Origin of the sequence: Curvibacter sp. APW13, assembly GCF_032337135.1 — a bacterium.
Lineage (GTDB): Bacteria > Pseudomonadota > Gammaproteobacteria > Burkholderiales > Burkholderiaceae_C > Allorhodoferax.
Window position 1 is genome coordinate 175,719 of sequence record NZ_JAVXZZ010000003.1, and the last position, 18,576, is coordinate 194,294.

Here is an 18,576-nt window from a genome sequence, read left to right on the forward strand (position 1 = left end):
AACCGCCAGGACACGGCGCGGGGGTGTCGCCTACGTTACGCCTGCCACACGCCGAAACCCGCTGAGCGCAGGTCTATGCCCACGTCTACTTCCTTGGCTACCGCATCCTCGTAGCCCATGGGGTTGAAGGCCTCGTACAGGTCGGGCAGCAGGTGCAGGCCGTACTGCTGCACGAAGCGGTTGGCCTGGATGCCGGCCTTGTGCTTGTCGAAGCGCACATCCGGGTCCAGCCCGGTCATGCCCACATACACGCAGGGCTTGCCTTCCACATAGCCGGGGTTGCAGCGCCGAAAGCGCGGCTCCAGCAGCACGTCCTTCGCCAGTTCAATCACATAGACGTGGTGGTGTTTGCGGCGTGCCATGGCCGCATTGTGAATGAAATTGGCACCCGGCCCGCTTGGATGCTGCGCAGGAAGCTAGCAAATATGTAGCGCCGCCACGGCCGATTGCTCATTCGGCGGCGCACTGCAGCAGGCGAGCCAGCCCCCAATCGCCCTGCAGCGCGGAGTGCTTCTGCTTGGCGATAGACTGTCGCGCACCAACGGTAGGAGACAAGCGTGAAACGAATCGACTTCTCATTACCTGGCCTGGCGTCTGCCGGCTTGACGTGCCTGGCCCTGCTGGCCCTGCCTGTGGCGGCGCAGGTCGGCAGCGCCGACACAGACCTGACCATCCTGTGGACGGAGCGGATTCCCTTCCAGTACACCGGGGAAGACGGCAAGCCCCGGGGCCTGCTGGTGGACATAGGCCGCAAGCTGCTGGCCAAGGCCGAGCTGTCGTACACCGAGGTCATGCTGCCGGCCAACCGCGTGATCATGGAACTCACCCGCAACGACATGCCAGCCTGCGCGATCGGCTGGTACATGAACGACGAGCGCGCGGCCTTTGCCCAGTTTTCCAAGCCGGTCTACAAGGACCTTCCCCTGCGCGGCGTGTTCCGGGCCGGTGTCGACGTCCCACCGCAGGTAACGGCCGCCACGGCCTTGACCGGCATGAACATGCGCATCCTGCTCAAGCAGGGCTTTGCCTACGGGCCGTACCTGGACGCACTGCTCGCCAAGGCCCCGCCCGAGCGCCTGCAGCGCGTGACGGGCGAAGCGACCAACCTGCTGAAGATGATTGCCGCCGACCGGGCGGATGTGGTGCTGCTGGCGCAGGAGGAAATCGAGTTCTACAGCGCGGTCGACCCCGCGTTCACGCGGAACTTCAAGGTGCTGGTGTTCAAGGACGCACCCGAGACCGAGCGCCGCTATGTCATGTGCAGCAAGCGCGTATCGCCCGATGTCATGCGCAAGATCAACGCCGCCATAGCCGCCACCACGAACGTGCGCTAGTGTTTTTGATGCAAATCGGCATCCAGCCCGCATGGAATGTGCGTAGGCAGCTATTCAATTGGTAGCAATTGGGGGCGCGCCAATGTGCCGCCCGTTTCTGCCTAGTTTGGGGGTGCCTGGGGCTTGGTCTCGGCGACAGGTGCAGCGGGAGGAGTGTGTGCCACGGGCATGGGCGCCATGGCGGGCCGCGCCCCTTCGCCTGCGGCTGCACCGGTGAGCTTGCGCAAGGTCTGGTCCACGTCCGCCACGCGGTCGCTGGCGGGTGGGTGGGTCTTGTACAGGGCTTCCAGGGGGCCGGTATCGGCCTTGAGGCTGGCCAGGCGCTGCATGAAGTTGACGCAGGCCGCGGGGTCGTAGCCTGCACGTGCCGCCAGCAGCACGCCCTCTTCATCGGCCTGCTGTTCCGCGCTGCGGTCCAGCCCCCGGGTGAACAGCTCCTTGCCCTCGCTCAGCGCCCAGCTGCGCGAGTCGGGCACCAGGCTGGCGCCGGATCTGCGGTTGTCCGACTTGATCTGCACCGCACTGGCACCGGCTTCCAGCAGCAGGCTCTTTTGCATCACGCTGATGTGGTGGCGTCGGCTGATGTGGGCAATCTCATGCCCCAGCACACAGGCCAGCTCGGCCTCGTTTACCACCAGCTTCAGCATGCCTTGCGTCACCAGTACGGTGCCGCCCGGGGCCGCAAAGGCGTTGATGCTGTCCGACTGCACCAGCGCAAAACGCCAGGGCAGCTCCGGCCGGGTGGAGCGCAGCGCAACCCACACCCCCACCTGGTTCAGGTACTGCTGGAAAGCCGCGTCCGGCACCAGCGGGTACGTCACCAGCATGGCAGCCACGATGTCCTTGCCCACGCGCACCTCGTCTTCCGTGCCCATGGCACCCACGGTCTGGCTTTTCACCAGGTTCTTGCCGGTGTTGAATATGGCCCCCAAGTCAATCGTGGTCTGGGCCATGGCACCTGCTGCATGCAGGGCCAGCGCGCACAGGGCAGCGCGCAGCGGCAGGGTGGGGCGGCGCGTCATGGCAGCCCCCCCGGTGCCGGGGCAGCCGGGCCTGCTGGGGCAGGCGCTGGCTTGGAGGCGGGTGCACCGGCCAGTTCCACCACCCGCGCGCTCAGGCCGCGCCGTGCTGCGGCCGACTCGGCCTCGGTACGGCCTACTGCCCAGCTTTCCAGCAGACGGATGTCTGCTGCGGGTGCTTCCGCGCCTGCGGCCGGGGCTGCTGCGCTGGCATCGTCCATGCCCCGTATGCCCAGGGTGGCCGTCGGGGTTTGGGGCGCAGGCTTGGTGGTTCCGCCCAGTGCGCCGGTAATGGACCGGAAAAACCCGGTCAATGGGTTGCTCTGGGCCAGCACCAGCGTTGGTGCCAGCAGCAGCGCAAGATGCACGCCACGTACTCTCATGGGGCCTCCTGAACAGAAACCGCAATGTCGGGATCAATACAGTTTAGTCATTCCACCCCGGGGGCGGCGGACTTTTTTTGGTGCTGCCGAGCACCCAGCGCACCCTTGGGAAATGCGCCGCCTTCCCCAGCTAGAACGACGAGCCCGGCTCGCTCAGAAAGGCCAGTTCTTCGGCTGTGGAGCTGCGCCCCAGCACGGCATTGCGGTGCGGGTAGCGGCCGAAGCGGGTGATGATGGCCTGGTGGCGCAGCTCGTAGTCGAGGTTGCCTTCCAGGCCCGGCTGTGCAAACAGCGCCACCGCCTGCGCGTGCACCAGCGCCGACTCGCTGTGCATGTAGGGCATGTAGGCGAACTTGCGTTGCTCCATCGGCAGGCTGCGGTCCCCCCGACAAGCCACCAGCTCCTGTGCCAGCACCAGGGCCAAGGCGTCTTGCGCAAAGGCGCGGGGCGTGTCGCGGTAGGCGTTGCGCGAGAACTGGTCCGGCACAATGATCTCCGCCAGCCGCCCCTCGGGCGTGGTGCGCCAGCCAAACAGCTCACACCTAGCCGCCGCTTCCAGCGTGGCACCGAAGCGGGTGCGTATGGTTTCGTCCAGCGCGGGGTCTTTGACGAAGTGCTGCTGGGGGGTGAGTTCGGTGAACCAGAAGTGGAGGATGGCTTGGGCTTGCATGGGTGCCAGTGTACGCAGGCCGGTGTTCATGTGCCAAATTGGCTTCTGGCCCGCGTGGAAATTGCGCAGGCAGCTACGAAAAGCATAGCGAATGCGGCGGCGTTACCATGCTGCACAAAACAGGGAGGAACACCATGGCAACCAATACCAACCACAAGCTGGCCGTGCTCATTGACGCGGACAACGCGCAGGCCAGCGTCATCCGTGATTTGCTGGCTGAAGTGTCGCGCTACGGCACCGCCACCATCAAGCGCGCCTATGGCGACTGGACCAGCAGCAACCTCAAAAGCTGGAAAGAGGTGCTGCACGCGCTGGCCATCCAGCCCATACAGCAGTTCAGCTACACCACGGGCAAGAACGCCACCGACTCGGCCCTCATCATCGACGCCATGGACGTGCTGCACAGCGGCAGCGTGGACGGCTTCTGTCTGGTAAGCAGCGACAGCGACTTCACCCGCCTGGCCACCCGCATCCGCGAGGCGGGGCTGGTGGTGTATGGCTTTGGCGAGCGCAAGACCCCCGAGCCCTTCGTGGCCGCCTGCGACAAGTTTGTGTACACCGAAATTCTGCGCACCCCGGCAGAAGAGGCCAAGGCCGCGCCCGAGCCCGTGGCCGAGCTGCCCAAGCTCAAGCCCATGCTGCTCAACGCTCTGAACGCCACGGCGCGGGAAGACGGCTGGACCACGTTATCGGCTCTGGGCAGCCAGCTGAACCGCAGCAACCCGTCATTCGACCCCCGCAACTACGGCGTAGCCAAACTGGGCGAACTGATCCGCCAGCAGGCTGCGTACCTGGAAGTGAAGGAAGTGAAAAGCGGGGAGGGCGATGCCGCCCAGGTGCACTTGCATGTGCGGCGCAAGGCGGGGGCGCAGAAGGGGTGAAGCTGCTGAGGCGGGCTTTGGGCGCTTTTGGGTGCCAAATTGGCACCCAGCCCTCGTGGAATGTGCGCAAGCAGCTATAAAAAGCGTAGCGACTGCGGGAGAATTTGCCTCTACTGGCTGTGCCGCATGTTGGATTACAAGACTTCAACCCAGAAGCGTTGCAGATGGCAGATGGTACTTAGGCTTCGCTAGATTAAATATCTGGATTTTCATCGCGATATGAAAGTACTCGATCTGCAAGGGCCTCCACTGATGCCGATAGGGCTTCGAAATTGCCGCTTTCGTATTCAATGAACTCCAAGTTGTATGTGCGCTCGGCCGCTTTCTTGAGAGAAGGGGGGGTTCCAGAGCCGGTCACAAAGTAGTGCTTGTGAGATGACGGTGCGGAAATATTTGCGTTTTCAAGTGCTATCTGTATATCTGGGTCGCCCAGGCTGTATCCAATGAAAATAATCGTGTTAGTTAAAAATAGAGCGTCAAGAGTTTTGAAGAAATGCGGATTATTTTGCTTTGCAGAAAAATAACTAGATCGCGTAAGTACGATCGATTCAGGATCGGTAATGCAACCGTGGGCTTTGATTACGCAGCGAATAGGAGATCGCAATTGGCCAACTAAGTGATGGTCAGTATATTTAAATACGTTATAACCTTCTGCTGCTTGGCCTTGCTGGCAGAATCTGTCATATACAGTATCGTAGTTCGTTGTTATCAGAACCTTGGGATCAATCTTCAAAATGGCATCATGCAATGTCGATGGCTGATAGCGAGGAATATCGAATATTTGACGCATTGCATCGACATAATCCGCATGATTTAGTGCAGAAACAATTACTTCGGCTGCATCTAGAAATTTCTTCTCAGCAATTAATTGTTCACTCAATGTGCGTACATCGTCTTGATTCCGAATTTTCTTTGTCAACTCGGTGAGTAGTTCATCCCATTTTGGAGGGGTTCTGTCTCCAATTGTCGACTTGCAACCCGCTGAAACACCGGCGCCAGTAAAAACAATACAGCGTCGAGCGGCCAACTCCTTAACTAATGCATCCCCCCAATCAATCATTTTCATCTCACAGTTTTATATTTTTACTGAAGTTCTTGGCGATACTCTGAAGTATGGTTGCGTAATTTTCAATCATGCGATATTGAGAACCAACGATGCCATCTTTTGAAGCAAGAGTAATGATTGGGCATGCGCGAGTCTGCGCTAATGGAATAAGACTGTACATGTGAGGGACATCGCCAAGCTTTGCAGTTTTTACGTCCGGAAGTGCTCCACCAAACTTCTCGCGAAGATCCTCAATTTCAGCAGGAACCTTCTTGAGAATGTCTTCGTACCTGTCAGTTGCTATTCGCTCACCACCTTTGGATTTGGTCAGATACTGATTCAGCGTGTACCCAATAAATCCAGTTTTTATGCTCGGAATTTTAGGGATCCCGTATTTGTCAAGACTACCAGGGGCAAGCTCTTCGCAACGTGGAAGCCCATGCTCATAAGTTCTGATGGCTTCCTGAAGCCATTTGGAAATATTGCGCAGTCCTAAGATACTGAAAATATCACTACCCATTGGAGTAATGAAATGGTCGCAACCTAATAAAACACTGCGGTTTATTGCGCCTAAGCTTGGACCGACATCAAAAAGCACCACGTCATACTCGGCGCAGTACTGTTGGCAAAAAGCTCTCGCCCAATTTGTCTTGCGATAGCCTCCAATTTGACCGGCCGATACCTCGCCCCAAGCAGCACTCAATTTGTCTTCCAAGAATGAAAGACTGGGATGACCCGCAACCAAATCCACTCCAAAACGATTTCGTGCTGCTTGGATGGGTTGGAAGACGGCGGAAATCGCAGAATCGCCTTCTTGAATTGGCTTCAAAAGATCGAAGATAGTTGTTGAAGTCTCAGTATGATCATCCCAATAGAAGGTGGAAGCGAACTCTTCGCCCATTACAAGCTGAGTTGTATTGCACTGGGGATCGCAATCAACGATTAGTACTTTCTTGTGCATTACTAAAGACAAGAAAGCTGCCAAATTACAGAGAAGGGTTGTTTTTCCTACCCCTCCCTTGTTGTTGAACATTGCTACTGATTTCACGCTGACTCCCGATTTCTGTTGTTTAGTATTTAAATTTGTGTTGATTCGTTTGAGTCTGAAAGACTATTTCCCCCAAGAATCCTTCAACCCCACCGCCAAATTAAACACCGGCTTGGCCCCCGCAACGTGGTCCTTGCGGTCCGCCACAAAGTACCCAATGCGCTCAAACTGGAATTTCTGGTCGGGCTGGGCCTGGGCCAGTGAGGGTTCCACGTAGGCGGTGACGACCTTCAGGCTGTTGGGGTTCAGGGCGTCCAAGAAGTTCTTGCCACCGGCGTCGGGCTGGGCGTCGCTGAACAGGCGGTCGTACAGGCGTACTTCGGCTTGCACCGCGTCGGCCACGGCCACCCAGGTGATGACGCCTGCGGCCTTGACGGTGCCGCTACCCGGCGTGCCGCTCTTGGTTTCGGGGAACACGGTGGCGTGCACCTCAGTCACGTTGCCTTGTGCGTCCTTGGCGCAGCCGGTGCATTCCACCACGTAGCCGCCCTTCAGGCGCACCTTGGCGCCAGGGGTGAGGCGCTTGTAGCCCTTGGGCGGTACTTCGGCAAAGTCGTCGCGCTCGATCCACACCTCTTTGCCAATGACGAACTGGCGGGCGGCGGGTTCGGGCTGGCCCTCAATGGCGTGGGGCAGGGCGGGCAGGGTGCAGGGTTCCAGGTGGCCGGCACCCAGGGTTTCGTCCCAGTTGGTCAGCACCAGTTTCACGGGGTCCAGCACGGCCATGCCGCGGTGGGCCTTGTTTTCCAGGTCGTCACGCAGGCAGCCTTCCAGCACGCTGTAGTCAATCCAGCCGCCGGCCTTGCTGGTGCCGGTGCGTTCGTGCAGCAGGTGCAGGCTCTCTGGCGTGTAGCCACGGCGGCGCAGGCCGACGATGGTGGGCATGCGCGGGTCGTCCCAGCCGCTCACGGTCTTTTCGTTCACCAGCTGCATGAGCTTGCGCTTGCTGGTGATGACGTAGGTGAGGTTCAGGCGGGCAAATTCGTACTGGCGCGGGTGCGGCTGGGCCAGCAGGCCGCCTTCGCACATGCGGTCCAGCAGCCAGTCGTAGAACGGGCGCTGGTCTTCAAATTCGAGCGTGCAGATGGAGTGGGTAATCTGCTCCAGCGCGTCTTCAATGGGGTGGGCAAAGGTGTACATGGGGTACACGCACCACTGGTTGCCGGTGTTGTGGTGTTCCGCGTGCTTGATGCGGTAGATGGCCGGGTCGCGCAGGTTGATGTTGGGGCTGGCCATGTCGATCTTGGCGCGCAGCACCATGCTGCCGTCGGGGTGCTTGCCGTCGCGCATTTCGCGGAAACGCGCCAGGTTCTCGGCCGGGGTGCGGGCTCTGAACGGGCTGTCCACACCCGGCTTGGAAAAGTCGCCGCGGTTGGCGCGCATTTCGTCGGCGCTCTGTTCGTCCACGTAGGCGTGCCCGGCTTCGATGAGGTACTCCGCCGCGCGGTACATGAAGCCGAAGTAGTCACTGGCCTGGTAGGGGGCGGCGCTGCCAGGCGCCTGGCCCTTCTGCGCCCAGTCAAAGCCGAGCCAGCGGATGGCGTCGACGATGCTGTTGACGTACTCGATGTCTTCCTTTTCGGGGTTGGTGTCGTCAAAGCGCAGGTGGCACACGCCACCATAGTCACGCGCCAGGCCAAAGTTCAGGCAGATGCTTTTGGCGTGGCCCACGTGCAGGTAGCCGTTGGGCTCAGGCGGAAAGCGGGTGCGGATCTTGGCGGGGTCGGGCTGCCCTAAAGCGTGGTGGGCGGCGTCGCCGGGGCTGCCGGCCCAGCGGCGGCTGGCGTAGGTGCCCTGTTCCAGGTCTTTCTCGATGATCTGGCGCAGGAAGTTGCTGGGTTTGACGGGTTCGGACGCAGCGGCAGCGGCTGCAGGCGCAGCCTTGGGGGAAGCAGGGGAATTCATCGCGCCATTTTAGACGGCGGTTTGCCGCAGAAAGCCGCTGAAAGCGGCATGGTTGCGGGGTTTCAGGCCGGCGGCAGGTCCAGCCCAGCCCACAGTGGTGCCAGGCTTTGGCGCTCGGCCGCGCCCAGCGGCTCGGCCAGCAGCATGCATTCGCGTTCCAGCTCGTACAGGCGCTGCTCCAGCTCGTTGCAGGCGCAGGTCATCTCGAAGCGGTCGGCGTCGGTGAGCAGTTCGGGGCGAATGTCCCACACGCCCAGCGAATTCCAGGCCATGCGCAGCCGGGCGGTGCGCTGCTGGGCCAGGGTGGCCACGGCGGCACCGGGGGCGCTCAGGTGGGCGTTCTTCAGCTCCAGTGCGGTCTGTTCGGCCAGCATCAGCGCACCGTGGATGGCGCGCAGGCGCTCGGAGGGGATGGTGGTAGAGGCGGGCAGCGCTTCGCGCGCGTCGCGGGCCATGTTGAAGGCGATGGAGCTGTAGCGCTCTGGGTATTCGCCCGATATGACGCGCAGTGCAAAGCTGCCGCTGGTCAGCGGTGCCTCGGAGTGGTGCTGCTGCACCAGCACGGTTTCCACGGCCGAGAGCAGTGCACCCAGGGGCGAGACGGCGTCGCCCGAGAGGCGGGCCGGGTAGCCCGAGCCGTTGAGCCGTTCGTGGTGTTCGCCGATGGCGCGGCACAGCAGGGCCGGGTAGTCGGTGGTGCCTTCAAGCAGCAGCTGGCCCATGCGCGGGTGCACCATGAGGTGTTTGTGGCCCACCACGTCGCGCGGGCGTTCGCCGTCCAGGTATTGCGGCTGCACATAGGTTTCGCCAATGTCGTGCAGCAGCCCGCCCATCATGGCCAGGCGCACGTCCATGGGGGTGGTCTGGCTCTGCGCCATGGCACCGGCCAGGGCCATGGCCTGCACGGCGTGCTCCACGGCGCCGGGCCGGGTGGCCAGGGCGGTGGTGAGCAGCAGCTGGGCCACGGGGTGCAGGGGAATCTGCTTGATGAGCTTGTCCAGCAGCAGGGCGTGGGGTTGCAGCGCGCGCGACAGGCCGCTGCCCTGTGCCAGCAGTTGGCCCAGCGCATGGTGCAGGTAGAAGGGGGTGACGCCGTCTTCGGCCACCAGGCAACTCTCGATGGGGGTGCGCAGCTTGCGCTCCAGCAGGCGCTGCTGCAGCGTGGCGGACACGGGCAGGCCCTTGGCCCACAGCTTGATGCCGCGCACGTCGACAATGTCTTGCGAGGCGACGATGGAGTAGGAGGCACTGGCCTGTACCAGTGCGGCTACGAAGTCCGGGTGGGCTTCTGCTTGCCCGGGTGTGAATGAAACAGCTTGCATGGCGAAGGGGCCCTGTGCGTGTGGACGGGAGTGCCTTCATGCAATGGCTGTGTGCAGGCTGGGCACCTGACGCAAGTGTGGTGACAAAGCGCGCAAAAACCAACACCGCTGGGAGTGCGAAACGCGCCGTTTGTCTGCGCGTGGGCGGCTACAGGTTGAGCCAGAGTTCCTTCTGGTCCAGCGGCGTGCGCGCCGGCAGCAGCGGGTTGCGCAGTTCCAGCCGGGTACGCTGGTTCAGGCGCGCGCGCTGGATGGCCTCGCCGTAGGTCTTGTTGAAGAGGGCATCGAACGAGCCGTCTTTCAGGGCGGCGCGCAGGCCGCGCTCCAGCGCCTGGGCCAAGGCGGTGTCGGCCTTGTTCACGAAGTAGTAGTAGGCCGTGGGGTAGTGCAGTACCACCCGGGGTTCCACCACCAGGTGGCGGTCGGCGTGCTGCTGCTGTTCGCCCCACACTTCGAGGATGGAGCGCGGAAAGTAGTCGAACCGGCCCTTTTCGAGCATGGGAAAGAGGTTCTGGAAACCTGGCACCGCCTGCACCGGGAGCTCGTTGGCGCGCAGGATCTCGGTGTCGGGCCAGTCGTGGCCTTGCCCGGCTTCGAAGGCTGCCAGGTCCTGCAGGGTGTTCACGTGGGCAAAGCGCTGCGCCTGGCTCTCGTGGACCAGGAACACGCGCCAGCCCAGCAGGCCCTTGTCGATGGGGATGCGTATGGGCAGCAGCTCGGCCTCACGCTCCGTCGAGGTCATGCTCCAGACCACGCGCAGCTCCTGCCCCTTGGCCAGCAGCTTGAGGGCGCGGCCCTGCAGCATGGGTGTGTCGTGGGGCTTGAGCGTGAAGCTGCTGCCGGACTTGTGCAGCGCCAGGTCCAGCAGCTGCACGGGGTACTCGTAGCCCTTGTCCTGTGCCGGGTACACGATGGTATGGCTTTGCGCCTGCGCCTGCGCCAGCACCGGCAGCAGCAGGGCGACCAACAGGCTCAGCAGATGGAACACCGTGCCTACGGGTTGCTGGCGGGCGCGGGGGCGTGACGGGGGCAACGGGCTGTTCACGGGCGATGGTGGGCAAATGGATCCGGCGCATGCAGTGTAGTGGCATTGGCGTGCTTCGCTGGCTGGCGCTACCATGGGGCCATGACCCAGCACGACTACGAGCCCACCCAGATGATGGACTACGGTCCGAGCACGCTGCAAAGCATCCCGATCACCGAGACGGATCTGAAGGAAGCCGCGCGTGCCGAAGTCATTACCGACGCGCAGGCCCAGGCGCTGTGGCGCCTGTGGGCCCATGGGGAAGAAGCACCGCCGCTGGCGCGGCCTGTTCCCACTGCGGCAGCGGTTGCGCCGACGCAAGCGGCACTGGTGCAGCCGGTGGCTGCCGGGCCGGGCTTCAGTTTCGTGAACGTGCTGTACTACTTTGGCGGCATGGTGGCCATCGGTGCCATGACGCTGTTCATCACGCTGGGCTACCAGGCCATGGGCCTCAAGGCGGTGCTGCTCATCAGCCTGGCCTATGCCTTGGGCGCCCTCAAGGTGGCGGACCATTTCAAGGCCCGTGCCCTGCCGGTGCCTGCGGGGCTGATGGCCACGCTGGCCGTGGTGCTGGTGCCGCTCGTCCTGTGGTGCGTGCAGAGCCTGGCAGGCGCCTGGCCCACCGGGGTAAGCCGCAACTATGCGGACTACCACTACTTCATCGACTGGCGCTGGATGATGCTGGAGTTCGGCACACTGGCTGCGGCGGCGGTCATGCTGTGGCGCTACAAGCTGCCCTTCATGGTGATGCCGGTGGCGGTAACGCTGTGGTACATGAGCATGGATGTGGCCAACGGCCTGATGCAGGTGGATGGCTGGGACTACCAGCTGATGCGTGACATCTCCCTGGTGTTCGGCCTGGGCACCTGTGCCATGGCCATGTGGGTGGATGTACGCACGCGCCTGAGCAAGGACGCGGCGTGGCGCCAGGACTTCGCCTTCTGGCTTTACCTCTTTGGTGCCATCATGTTCTGGAGTTCCCTGAGCCTGCGCGATTCGAACAGCGAGCTCGGCAAGGCCCTGTACGCCGTGCTCAACGTGTTCCTGGTGCTGTTCGGCGCAGCCATTGGCCGGCGCGTGTTCACGGTGTTCGGTGCGTTGGGTGTGGCGGGCTACTTGGGTTACCTGTCGCACCGGGTGTTCCAGGACAGTCTGCTGTTTCCGTTTGCGCTCTCGCTGCTGGGGCTGGGCGTGGTGTGGCTGGGCGTGAAGTGGCAGCGCAACGAGGCCGCCATCAACGCCTACCTGGCCCGCTGGGTGCCTGCAGGCTTGCGGCCGCGCGGCTGAGCTGCGGCGTGCGCCGGTGCCGTGGCCTGCGCCGCGGCCAACGGTGTCTCCGGGCTGCACTTGAGCAGGGCAAAGGTGTCCAGCAGTTCCTGGCGGCGCTGATTCAGCAGAGCCAGGTGCTGGTCGATTTCTGCCAGCTTGGCATGCAGCCGCTCTTCGATCTGGCCGCGCTTGAAGCGCCCTGCGTTCAGGGCCGGCAGGATGTCGCGGATCTCGCGCAGCGAAAACCCCAGCCCCTGCGCGCTGCGCACGAAGCGCAGCTGGCCCAGGTGGGCCGGCGTGTAGCGGCGGTAGCCGTTGTCCTGGCGCAGGGCCGGGGGCAGCAGTTTCTGCTTCTCGTAGTAGCGCACGGTGTCGGTGGTGACCCCAGCCGCCTGGGCCAGTTCGCCGATGTTCATGGGTCGTCCTTGCGGTAGTTGCGCAAATGCCTTGACATTGGAGCATAGACCAAGGTTTACGCTGCTGGCATTTCAACCGGATGGGGACTTGGTGCCCCGCTTTGTACAAGGAGTCAGGACGTGAAACGATGGTTGGTGGTGATGGCAGCATGGGTCGTGCTGCGCGCGGGCGCTCAGGAGCCCAGGGTAGGGCTGTCAATTGTGCAGACCGGCCAGGCGCAGGCGGTGGAGGCGACCCTGGTGCCGGGCGGCAGTGTGCTGCGCACGCGTGCGGCGAATTTCTCGGCATTTCTCGTCAAGCACGGGTCACGCTACATGCTGTTCGATACCGGGCTGGGGCGCGGGATCGATGCCCAGCACCGGCAGGACATGCCCGTGTGGGCGCGGCTGGCGTTCGGCTATGAACAGCCCATCCGCCCGGCGGTGGACCAACTGCACAAGGCGGGCATCGCGAACTTGGAGCGGGTGGTGCTGAGCCACAGCCACTGGGACCATGCCAGCGGCATCCCGGACTTCTCCGGCGTGCGCGTGGCGGTGGCGCAGGAGGAGATGCAGCGCATCACCCAGGCGCGCGCGGGTGTGGGTACCGCGTGGCCGAGCCAGGTGGGTGCTTCGTCCATTGCCTGGGAGCCTCTCGTGTTCACGGACAAGCCTTACCGGGGCTATCCCCGCAGCCTGGACTTTTTCGGTGATGGTGCCGTGGTGCTGGTGCCCATGCCGGGGCATACCCCCGGGTCAGTGGGCCTGTTCGTGACCGTGGATTCGGGACGCCGCTACTTCCTGATTGGCGACGTGGCCTGGACGCGCGAGGCCCTGGAGCAGGCTGCGCCGAAATTCTGGTTGGCAAGCAAGCTGGTCGATGGTGATGGGCCGGCCACGCAGCAATCGTTGGAGCAGGTGCAGCAACTCATGCGCACCGAGCCGGAGCTGCAGGTGATACCGGCACATGACAGCGTGGTGCAGGATGTGCTGGGCTACTTCCCGCGCTGGGTGCCCTGAAGGCGGGAATGGAGCGGGCATAAAAAAACGCACCGTGGGGTGCGTTTTTTTTTTGGGTGCCACCGGCTTGCGCCAGTGGCTGAACCGGGTGATTACTTGATCACAGCCAGTTCTTCGAGCTTGCCGCCCTTGATGGTGCGCAGAGTCAAGGTACCAGCGGTCAGGTCACCCTTCTTGTCGAAGGAGATGTCGCCGGTCACGCCCTTGTAGTCCTTGGTGGCAGCCAGAGCAGGCAGGTACTTGGCGGGTTCAGACGAACCGGCCTTGACCATGGCGGCAACCATCACGTTGACAGCGTCATACACGTAGGGAGCGTACACCTGCACGTCGGTCTTGAAGCGTTCCTTGAACTTCTTCTTGAATGCGTCCATGCCAGCCTTTTGGGCGCCTTCGACACCACCGGCTTCAGCACAGAACACCTTGTTGTCGCCAGCAGCGTCGCCAGCCAGCTTCACCAGCTCCATGGAGCAGATACCGTCGCCACCCATGAACTTGGCATTGATGCCCAGGGCCTTCATCTGGCGCAGCATGGGGCCGGCAACGGCGTCCATACCACCGAAGAACACGATGTCAGCGTTCTTGCCCTTGATGTTGGTCAGGATGGAGTTGAAGTCGGTAGCCTTGTCGGTGGTGAATTCCTTGGCCACCACGGTGCCGCCGGAAGCGGTCACAGCCTTGGCGAACTCTTCAGCCACGCCTTGACCGTAAGCGGTACGGTCGTCGATCACGGCGATGTTCTTGCCCTTGAGTTCCTTCACAGCGTACTTGCCCATCACGCCGCCGAGGATGGCGTCGTCAGCCACCATGCGGAAGGCGGTATTGAAGCCTTGGCGGGTGTACTTGGGGTTGGTAGCGGAGGGAGAGATCTGGGGGATGCCGGCATCGTTGTAGATGCGCGAAGCGGGGATGGTGGTACCGGAGTTCAGGTGGCCCACAACGCCTTGCACTTTGGCGTCAACCAGCTTCTGGGCAACAGCGGTGCCTTGCTTGGGGTCAGCAGCGTCGTCTTCGGCTTGCAGCTTGAAGGTCACCTTCTTGCCACCGATGGTCACGCCCTTCTTGTTCAGCTCTTCGATGGCCAGCACGGCGCCGTTTTCATTGTCCTTGCCCAAGTGGGCGATGGCACCACTGGTGGGGCCCACGTGGCCGATGGTCACAACTTCTTGCGAGAAGGCAAAGCCGGTGGTCAGTGCCAGGGCAGCGACTGCGGTGACTTTCAATTTCAATTGCATAGAAAACTCCAATAAAAAAGATGAGCGCTAATTGTGTTGCTCACACATGACACGATAACCGATTCTTCCGTTGATAAACGTAAGGGTAGTTACCAATTGGGGGATGAAAGTTAGGGGATTGAAGCGGCTTTTTCGATGGCACCTTTTTGGTTTGTAAGGTTCGCGTAAAACGCACCAACGCGGGTCGGCGTTGACGCAGGAAACTGCACCCTTGTGTGGTGCAGTGTTGATCCTTGCAATGGTCGTGCCAATTACCAGGAATCGGAGCGCACGCGCGATTCCCAGTTGCCGCCGCGGGCCTGGTACACGCCGATGACGCCGTAGCGCTGCTCGCCCTTGTCGTCCCACTTCATGGAGCCGGTGACCGGGGCATAGCCGTCGATCTTGCGCAGTGCCTGCAGGATCGCTTCGGGCTTGCCGCTTTCGGCGCGCTTGATGGCGGACGCAACCACAAAGGTGGCGTCGTAGGAGTAGTGGCCAGCGTAGGCCGGGACGGTCTGGAACTTGGTGCGGTAGCGGTCCAGGAAGGCCTTGCCAGCCGGGAATTCACGCGGCTCCAGGATCGGTGAGGTGACGTACAACGAAGAGGCCAGTCCGGCACCCTTGAGCATGTCGGGTGTCTTGACGGTGTCGGCGCCGAGCACGGTGATGCGGTTGTAGTCGATCTTGCCCAGGGCTTCCAGCAGCGCGACCAGCTGGAAGTCACTGAGCGTGGAGATCAGCGCTTCGGCCTTGGCTTCCTTGAGCTTGGCAGCGAACTCGTCGAACTTGACGGTCTTTTCGTCAAACGTACCCTGCGCAACGATTTCTTTCTTGGCCTTGGTCAGCTCGGAAGCGGCACCAGCGGCCAGGTCCTTGCCGTAAGGCGTGCCGTCGTCCACGGTGGCGTAGCGCGTGGCCGGGAACTGCGAGGCCGAGAAGCTGCCGATGGCCTTGGCCTGCAGCTTGTCGTTGGCCACCAGGCGCAGCGTGGTGGGCAGGCCCAGTTCGGTGTACTTGGGGTTGGTCGAGATGGCGAGCTGGGGAATGCTCTTTTCGGCATAGATGGGCGCAGCAGCGATGCTGACGCCCGAGTTCAGGTGGCCGATGACGACCGATACGCCCGCATCGACGAGCTGCTTGGCGGCATCGACGCCGGCCTTGGCGTCAGCGTGGTCGTCCACGGCAACGACTTCGAGCTTGACGATTTTGCCCTTGATCTGGAAGCCTTCCTTGTTGAGTTCTTCCACGGCGAGTTCGACGCCGTTGAGCATGTCCTTGCCCAAGGCGGCAAGGGGGCCGGAAAGCGGCTGGGCAACGCCGATCTTGATGGTGGAGGGAGCGCTGTTGCAGCCAGTCAGAGAGGCAGAGCCCAAGAGGGTAAGGGCAGCAAGCAACGCCAACGACGTACGACGGGATGGTGTCTGGGTCATGGCAGTTTTGGGGAACAGAAAAGGGTGCGTGACTCTATCCGCCCGCCGGTCCGGCCGATGACCGGATTTACCCTAATAGCCGGCGTTGCGGTGCGGAACTATTTCACACCGCGGCGCAGCGACCCGTATTGGGCTTGCAATGCATCAGGCAATGAGCGACTGGGCCAAGGCGTTGACTGCGTCCACGCTGGGCGTCACGGTGGTGAACGGCAAGCCTTCCCGCTCCAGCAGGGCGCGCAGTCCGCGGTCTACCGTGCGGGCTTGCTCCTCGTCCTGGAAGCGGCCGGTGTGCACGTACTTGCGGTCGCTACGCTCCACCAGCAGGTTGATGTTGTCGAACTGGCCGTGCCATTCCAGGATCTGCTCGCGCGTCTTGGCGATGTCGCAGATGTTGTCCGGGTAGGTTTCGTTGTAGTACATGACCTGCGGCAGCGAGCACTCGTTGAGCAGGAACTGCACCTGCCCGTCGACCAGGCTCAGCATCTCGAACTGGCGCTGGGCGATGAAGTACTGGTTCTTGAGCACTTCGTAGTTCTGTTGCCAGACCAGGGTCTTGGCGAAGTCGGGTATGCCTTCGACGGTCTTGCCGTGCACGTTCAGGTAGACCTTGATGGCGGCAGCGACGAGCGACTTCTCGCATCCGGGCCCGCCAATGATGTTGATGACCTTGGTGGGGTACAGCCGCAGCTTGGTTTCGGGCAGGCGATTGATCACGGTGGTGTAGCTGATGGTCATGGCTGGCGTTGTCTGGCAGTGCGCAAAGCCCGCATCGTATCCGCTACAGCGCCTTGAACAAGTGGGCGTAAAGGCGGCTCACGACCAGGGTTTCGGCCCGCTGGCGCAGGTACAGGCGCAGCTTGCCGCTTTCGTCGCGCACCACGCGGTCGATGGCGGTGGCACGCACCAAGGTGCCGCGGTGCACCTGCCAGAACTGCTCCGGGTCGAGTTGGGCCATGAGGTCCTTGAGCGGCGTGCGCAGCAGGTACTCGCGCTCGGCGGTGAGCACACGCACGTACTTGTCGGCAGCTTCGAAGTACAGCACCTCGGCGACCGGCACCATGTGGATCTGGTTGCCCACGCTGGCCTGCAGCAGGGTGCTTCGGGCCACCGGCGGCGCCGCTGCAGGGGCGAGCATGCTGCGCAGTTTTGCCAGCGTGGCATCAAAGTCGGCGCTGGCCGGCGCGCGGTGCGCCAGCGCGGCCTGCAGCTTCTCCACCGTCTTGCGCAGCCGCGCGGTCTGCACGGGCTTGAGCACGTAGTCCAGCGCCTGGGCTTCGAAGGCTGCCACGGCGTACTGGTCGTAGGCGGTGACGAACACCAGTGCGGGGAACGGGCGGGCCGCGGTATCCCAGCGGTCGGCCAGTTCGGCGGCGGCTTCCAGGCCGGAGAGTGCAGGCATGCGCACGTCGAAGAACAGCACCTCGGGCTGCAGCGCCAGGGCCTGCTCCACGGCGCTGGCGCCGTCGCCCACCGAGGCGACTATGCGCAGGTCCGGCCACAGGCGGGCCAGCTCGGCCTGCAGGCTGGCCGCCAGCAGGGGTTCGTCTTCCGCGATCAGGGCTGTGCTCATGCTTGTAGGGGAATTGTGATGTTGGCCCGCGTACCACCTGCGTGGGGTGCTTCGAAAACAATAGCGGCTGCGTTGCCGTAGCGGGTTGCCAGGCGCTCGCGTACCTGCTCCACGCCGAAGCCCCGCCGGTTCGCGCCAGGCGCATTGAGGTCGGTGCGGCTGCCGATGCCGGTGTCCAAGACTTCCAGCGCCAGGGTATTGCCGGTTCGCTGGGCGCTCACCCGCACTTCCCCGCCGTCGACCTTGGGCTCCAGCCCGTGCTGGATGGCGTTCTCCACCAGGGCCTGCAACAACAGTGGTGGGACCGGGTGCGCGGCCAGATCCTCCGGCAGGTCCAGACGGTAGCGCAGGCGCGCGCCCATGCGCACGGCCATCAGCTCCAGGTAGTCGCGCAGGCGGTCGAATTCCTGCTGCAGGCTGTGTTCGGTGGCGCGTGAGGCATCGAGCGTGGCGCGCAGGTAGTTCACCAGGTGGTCCAGCATGTGCTGGGCCCGTTCGGCATCCAGTCCGATGAGTACCCGCAGGTTGGCCAGCGTGTTGAACAGCATGTGCGGCTCCAGCTGCGACTGCAGCAGCCGCAGCTGCGCCTCGGCGGCCTGGCGACGGGCTATCTCGGCACTTTCCCGAGCGCGGGCGAGTTGCGCGCGGCTGGCGAAGAAGTGGGTGATGACGATGCCGCAGACCAGGCTCAGCACCAAAAAGCCCCAGGCCTTGCGCGGGTCGCGGGTCCAGTATTCCATGCTGTGGTGGCCCAGCAACGTGTCGCCTAGCGCCACACCGGCGATGAACCCCAGCACGGAGCCCACGGGCACCACCAGGGCGATCCGGCGCCACTGCGAATCCCAGTCGCGGATGAACCAGCGGATGCCCAGGTGATTGAACGAGCCAATCAGCAGTCCGATGCACTGGGAGTACACCCAATTGGTCAGGAACGATTCCTCCCCGAAGACGGTGATGCCCAGGGCAATGACGGTGTTGAGCACCACCGTGGGCAACAGGTGGCTGAGGGCAGAGCCGTGCAGGTTGGGCAGCCAGGGGCGCATGGAA

19 protein-coding genes are annotated in these 18,576 nt (G+C 62.7%); 4 read left to right on the plus strand and 15 right to left on the minus strand.

All coding sequences use genetic code 11. The features are described from left to right. Nucleotides 1–35 precede the first annotated feature (35 nt). Nucleotides 36–362, minus strand: a complete 327-nt coding sequence (locus RQP54_RS14095) for a hypothetical protein (RefSeq protein WP_315679017.1) — start codon at nt 360–362, stop codon at nt 36–38. 195 nt (nt 363–557) lie between these two features. Here RQP54_RS14095 and RQP54_RS14100 point away from each other — a divergent pair, with 195 nt between their 5' ends. After that, nucleotides 558–1,334 carry a substrate-binding periplasmic protein gene (locus RQP54_RS14100; protein ID WP_315679018.1) on the plus strand — a complete coding sequence of 259 codons (777 nt, stop codon included), beginning with the start codon at nt 558–560 and terminating at the stop codon, nt 1,332–1,334. A 101-nt stretch (nt 1,335–1,435) separates the two neighbouring features. On the opposite strand, the gene RQP54_RS14105 is transcribed toward RQP54_RS14100, so the two are convergent. From RQP54_RS14105 to RQP54_RS14115, 3 genes are all read right to left on the minus strand, one after another. Next, on the minus strand, nt 1,436–2,356 hold the full coding sequence (locus tag RQP54_RS14105; RefSeq protein WP_315679019.1) for a M48 family metalloprotease: 921 nt from the start codon (nt 2,354–2,356) through the stop codon (nt 1,436–1,438). Beyond that, on the minus strand, nt 2,353–2,736 hold the full coding sequence (locus RQP54_RS14110) for a hypothetical protein (protein WP_315679020.1): 384 nt from the start codon (nt 2,734–2,736) through the stop codon (nt 2,353–2,355). The genes RQP54_RS14105 and RQP54_RS14110 overlap by 4 nt, the downstream gene beginning before the upstream one ends. Before the next feature lie 130 nt (nt 2,737–2,866). Then, a complete protein-coding gene (locus RQP54_RS14115; RefSeq protein ID WP_315679342.1) occupies nt 2,867–3,406 on the minus strand; it encodes a DUF924 family protein in 540 nt (179 codons plus the stop codon). A gap of 134 nt (nt 3,407–3,540) precedes the next feature. On the opposite strand from RQP54_RS14115, the gene RQP54_RS14120 reads away from it, so the two are divergent. Then, on the plus strand, nt 3,541–4,287 hold the full coding sequence (locus RQP54_RS14120; RefSeq protein WP_315679021.1) for an NYN domain-containing protein: 747 nt from the start codon (nt 3,541–3,543) through the stop codon (nt 4,285–4,287). 193 nt (nt 4,288–4,480) lie between these two features. On the opposite strand, the gene RQP54_RS14125 is transcribed toward RQP54_RS14120, so the two are convergent. The 5 genes from RQP54_RS14125 to RQP54_RS14145 all read right to left on the minus strand — a co-directional run bounded on the left by RQP54_RS14125 (nt 4,481) and on the right by RQP54_RS14145 (nt 10,652). Continuing rightward, complete coding sequence (locus tag RQP54_RS14125; protein WP_315679022.1) at nt 4,481–5,353, minus strand: SIR2 family protein; 873 nt, start codon at nt 5,351–5,353, stop codon at nt 4,481–4,483. A 1-nt stretch (nt 5,354) separates the two neighbouring features. Beyond that, a complete protein-coding gene (locus RQP54_RS14130) occupies nt 5,355–6,380 on the minus strand; it encodes a ParA family protein (protein ID WP_315679023.1) in 1,026 nt (341 codons plus the stop codon). A 63-nt stretch (nt 6,381–6,443) separates the two neighbouring features. Further along, complete coding sequence (locus RQP54_RS14135; RefSeq protein ID WP_315679024.1) at nt 6,444–8,285, minus strand: glutamine--tRNA ligase/YqeY domain fusion protein; 1,842 nt, start codon at nt 8,283–8,285, stop codon at nt 6,444–6,446. 62 nt (nt 8,286–8,347) lie between these two features. Continuing rightward, a complete protein-coding gene (locus RQP54_RS14140; RefSeq protein ID WP_315679025.1) occupies nt 8,348–9,607 on the minus strand; it encodes an HD-GYP domain-containing protein in 1,260 nt (419 codons plus the stop codon). A gap of 148 nt (nt 9,608–9,755) precedes the next feature. Next, nucleotides 9,756–10,652 carry a transporter substrate-binding domain-containing protein gene (locus RQP54_RS14145; protein ID WP_315679026.1) on the minus strand — a complete coding sequence of 299 codons (897 nt, stop codon included), beginning with the start codon at nt 10,650–10,652 and terminating at the stop codon, nt 9,756–9,758. An 81-nt stretch (nt 10,653–10,733) separates the two neighbouring features. Here RQP54_RS14145 and RQP54_RS14150 point away from each other — a divergent pair, with 81 nt between their 5' ends. Beyond that, complete coding sequence (locus RQP54_RS14150; protein WP_315679027.1) at nt 10,734–11,918, plus strand: DUF2157 domain-containing protein; 1,185 nt, start codon at nt 10,734–10,736, stop codon at nt 11,916–11,918. Here RQP54_RS14150 and RQP54_RS14155 read toward each other — a convergent pair. After that, nucleotides 11,873–12,316, minus strand: a complete 444-nt coding sequence (locus RQP54_RS14155; protein ID WP_315679028.1) for a MerR family transcriptional regulator — start codon at nt 12,314–12,316, stop codon at nt 11,873–11,875. The genes RQP54_RS14150 and RQP54_RS14155 overlap by 46 nt on opposite strands. Nucleotides 12,317–12,436: 120 nt before the next feature. On the opposite strand from RQP54_RS14155, the gene RQP54_RS14160 reads away from it, so the two are divergent. Further along, the gene (locus RQP54_RS14160) at nt 12,437–13,315 is read left to right on the plus strand and encodes an MBL fold metallo-hydrolase (RefSeq protein WP_315679029.1); all 879 of its coding nucleotides are present in this window, start codon (nt 12,437–12,439) and stop codon (nt 13,313–13,315) included. Nucleotides 13,316–13,407: 92 nt separating this feature from the next. On the opposite strand, the gene RQP54_RS14165 is transcribed toward RQP54_RS14160, so the two are convergent. The 5 genes from RQP54_RS14165 to RQP54_RS14185 form a co-directional block, all read right to left on the minus strand. Then, the gene (locus RQP54_RS14165; protein ID WP_315679030.1) at nt 13,408–14,547 is read right to left on the minus strand and encodes a branched-chain amino acid ABC transporter substrate-binding protein; all 1,140 of its coding nucleotides are present in this window, start codon (nt 14,545–14,547) and stop codon (nt 13,408–13,410) included. Between the two features lie 251 nt (nt 14,548–14,798). After that, on the minus strand, nt 14,799–15,959 hold the full coding sequence (locus RQP54_RS14170) for a branched-chain amino acid ABC transporter substrate-binding protein (protein WP_315679031.1): 1,161 nt from the start codon (nt 15,957–15,959) through the stop codon (nt 14,799–14,801). A 144-nt stretch (nt 15,960–16,103) separates the two neighbouring features. Then, nucleotides 16,104–16,694: a hypothetical protein gene (locus RQP54_RS14175; protein ID WP_315679032.1), complete on the minus strand. Its 591-nt coding sequence runs from the start codon at nt 16,692–16,694 to the stop codon at nt 16,104–16,106. 43 nt (nt 16,695–16,737) lie between these two features. Continuing rightward, nucleotides 16,738–17,529: a LytTR family DNA-binding domain-containing protein gene (locus RQP54_RS14180; RefSeq protein WP_315679033.1), complete on the minus strand. Its 792-nt coding sequence runs from the start codon at nt 17,527–17,529 to the stop codon at nt 16,738–16,740. Next, nucleotides 17,526–18,572 (minus strand): sensor histidine kinase, encoded by a 1,047-nt coding sequence (locus RQP54_RS14185; protein ID WP_315679034.1) that lies wholly within the window; start codon nt 18,570–18,572, stop codon nt 17,526–17,528. Before RQP54_RS14185 ends, RQP54_RS14180 begins: the two co-directional genes overlap by 4 nt. Nucleotides 18,573–18,576 lie beyond the last annotated feature (4 nt).

Bases quoted from the DNA above. Each gene is read 5' to 3' on its own strand.
- RQP54_RS14095 (WP_315679017.1), bottom strand. From the start codon at position 362: ATGGCACGCCGCAAACACCACCACGTCTATGTGATTGAACTGGCGAAG.
- RQP54_RS14105 (WP_315679019.1), bottom strand. From the start codon at position 2,356: ATGACGCGCCGCCCCACCCTGCCGCTGCGCGCTGCCCTGTGCGCGCTG.
- RQP54_RS14110 (WP_315679020.1), bottom strand. From the start codon at position 2,736: ATGAGAGTACGTGGCGTGCATCTTGCGCTGCTGCTGGCACCAACGCTG.
- RQP54_RS14115 (WP_315679342.1), bottom strand. From the start codon at position 3,406: ATGCAAGCCCAAGCCATCCTCCACTTCTGGTTCACCGAACTCACCCCC.
- RQP54_RS14120 (WP_315679021.1), top strand. From the start codon at position 3,541: ATGGCAACCAATACCAACCACAAGCTGGCCGTGCTCATTGACGCGGAC.
- RQP54_RS14125 (WP_315679022.1), bottom strand. From the start codon at position 5,353: ATGAAAATGATTGATTGGGGGGATGCATTAGTTAAGGAGTTGGCCGCT.
- RQP54_RS14135 (WP_315679024.1), bottom strand. From the start codon at position 8,285: ATGAATTCCCCTGCTTCCCCCAAGGCTGCGCCTGCAGCCGCTGCCGCT.
- RQP54_RS14140 (WP_315679025.1), bottom strand. From the start codon at position 9,607: ATGCAAGCTGTTTCATTCACACCCGGGCAAGCAGAAGCCCACCCGGAC.
- RQP54_RS14150 (WP_315679027.1), top strand. From the start codon at position 10,734: ATGACCCAGCACGACTACGAGCCCACCCAGATGATGGACTACGGTCCG.
- RQP54_RS14155 (WP_315679028.1), bottom strand. From the start codon at position 12,316: ATGAACATCGGCGAACTGGCCCAGGCGGCTGGGGTCACCACCGACACC.
- RQP54_RS14165 (WP_315679030.1), bottom strand. From the start codon at position 14,547: ATGCAATTGAAATTGAAAGTCACCGCAGTCGCTGCCCTGGCACTGACC.
- RQP54_RS14170 (WP_315679031.1), bottom strand. From the start codon at position 15,959: ATGACCCAGACACCATCCCGTCGTACGTCGTTGGCGTTGCTTGCTGCC.
- RQP54_RS14175 (WP_315679032.1), bottom strand. From the start codon at position 16,694: ATGACCATCAGCTACACCACCGTGATCAATCGCCTGCCCGAAACCAAG.
- RQP54_RS14180 (WP_315679033.1), bottom strand. From the start codon at position 17,529: ATGAGCACAGCCCTGATCGCGGAAGACGAACCCCTGCTGGCGGCCAGC.
- RQP54_RS14185 (WP_315679034.1), bottom strand. From the start codon at position 18,572: ATGCGCCCCTGGCTGCCCAACCTGCACGGCTCTGCCCTCAGCCACCTG.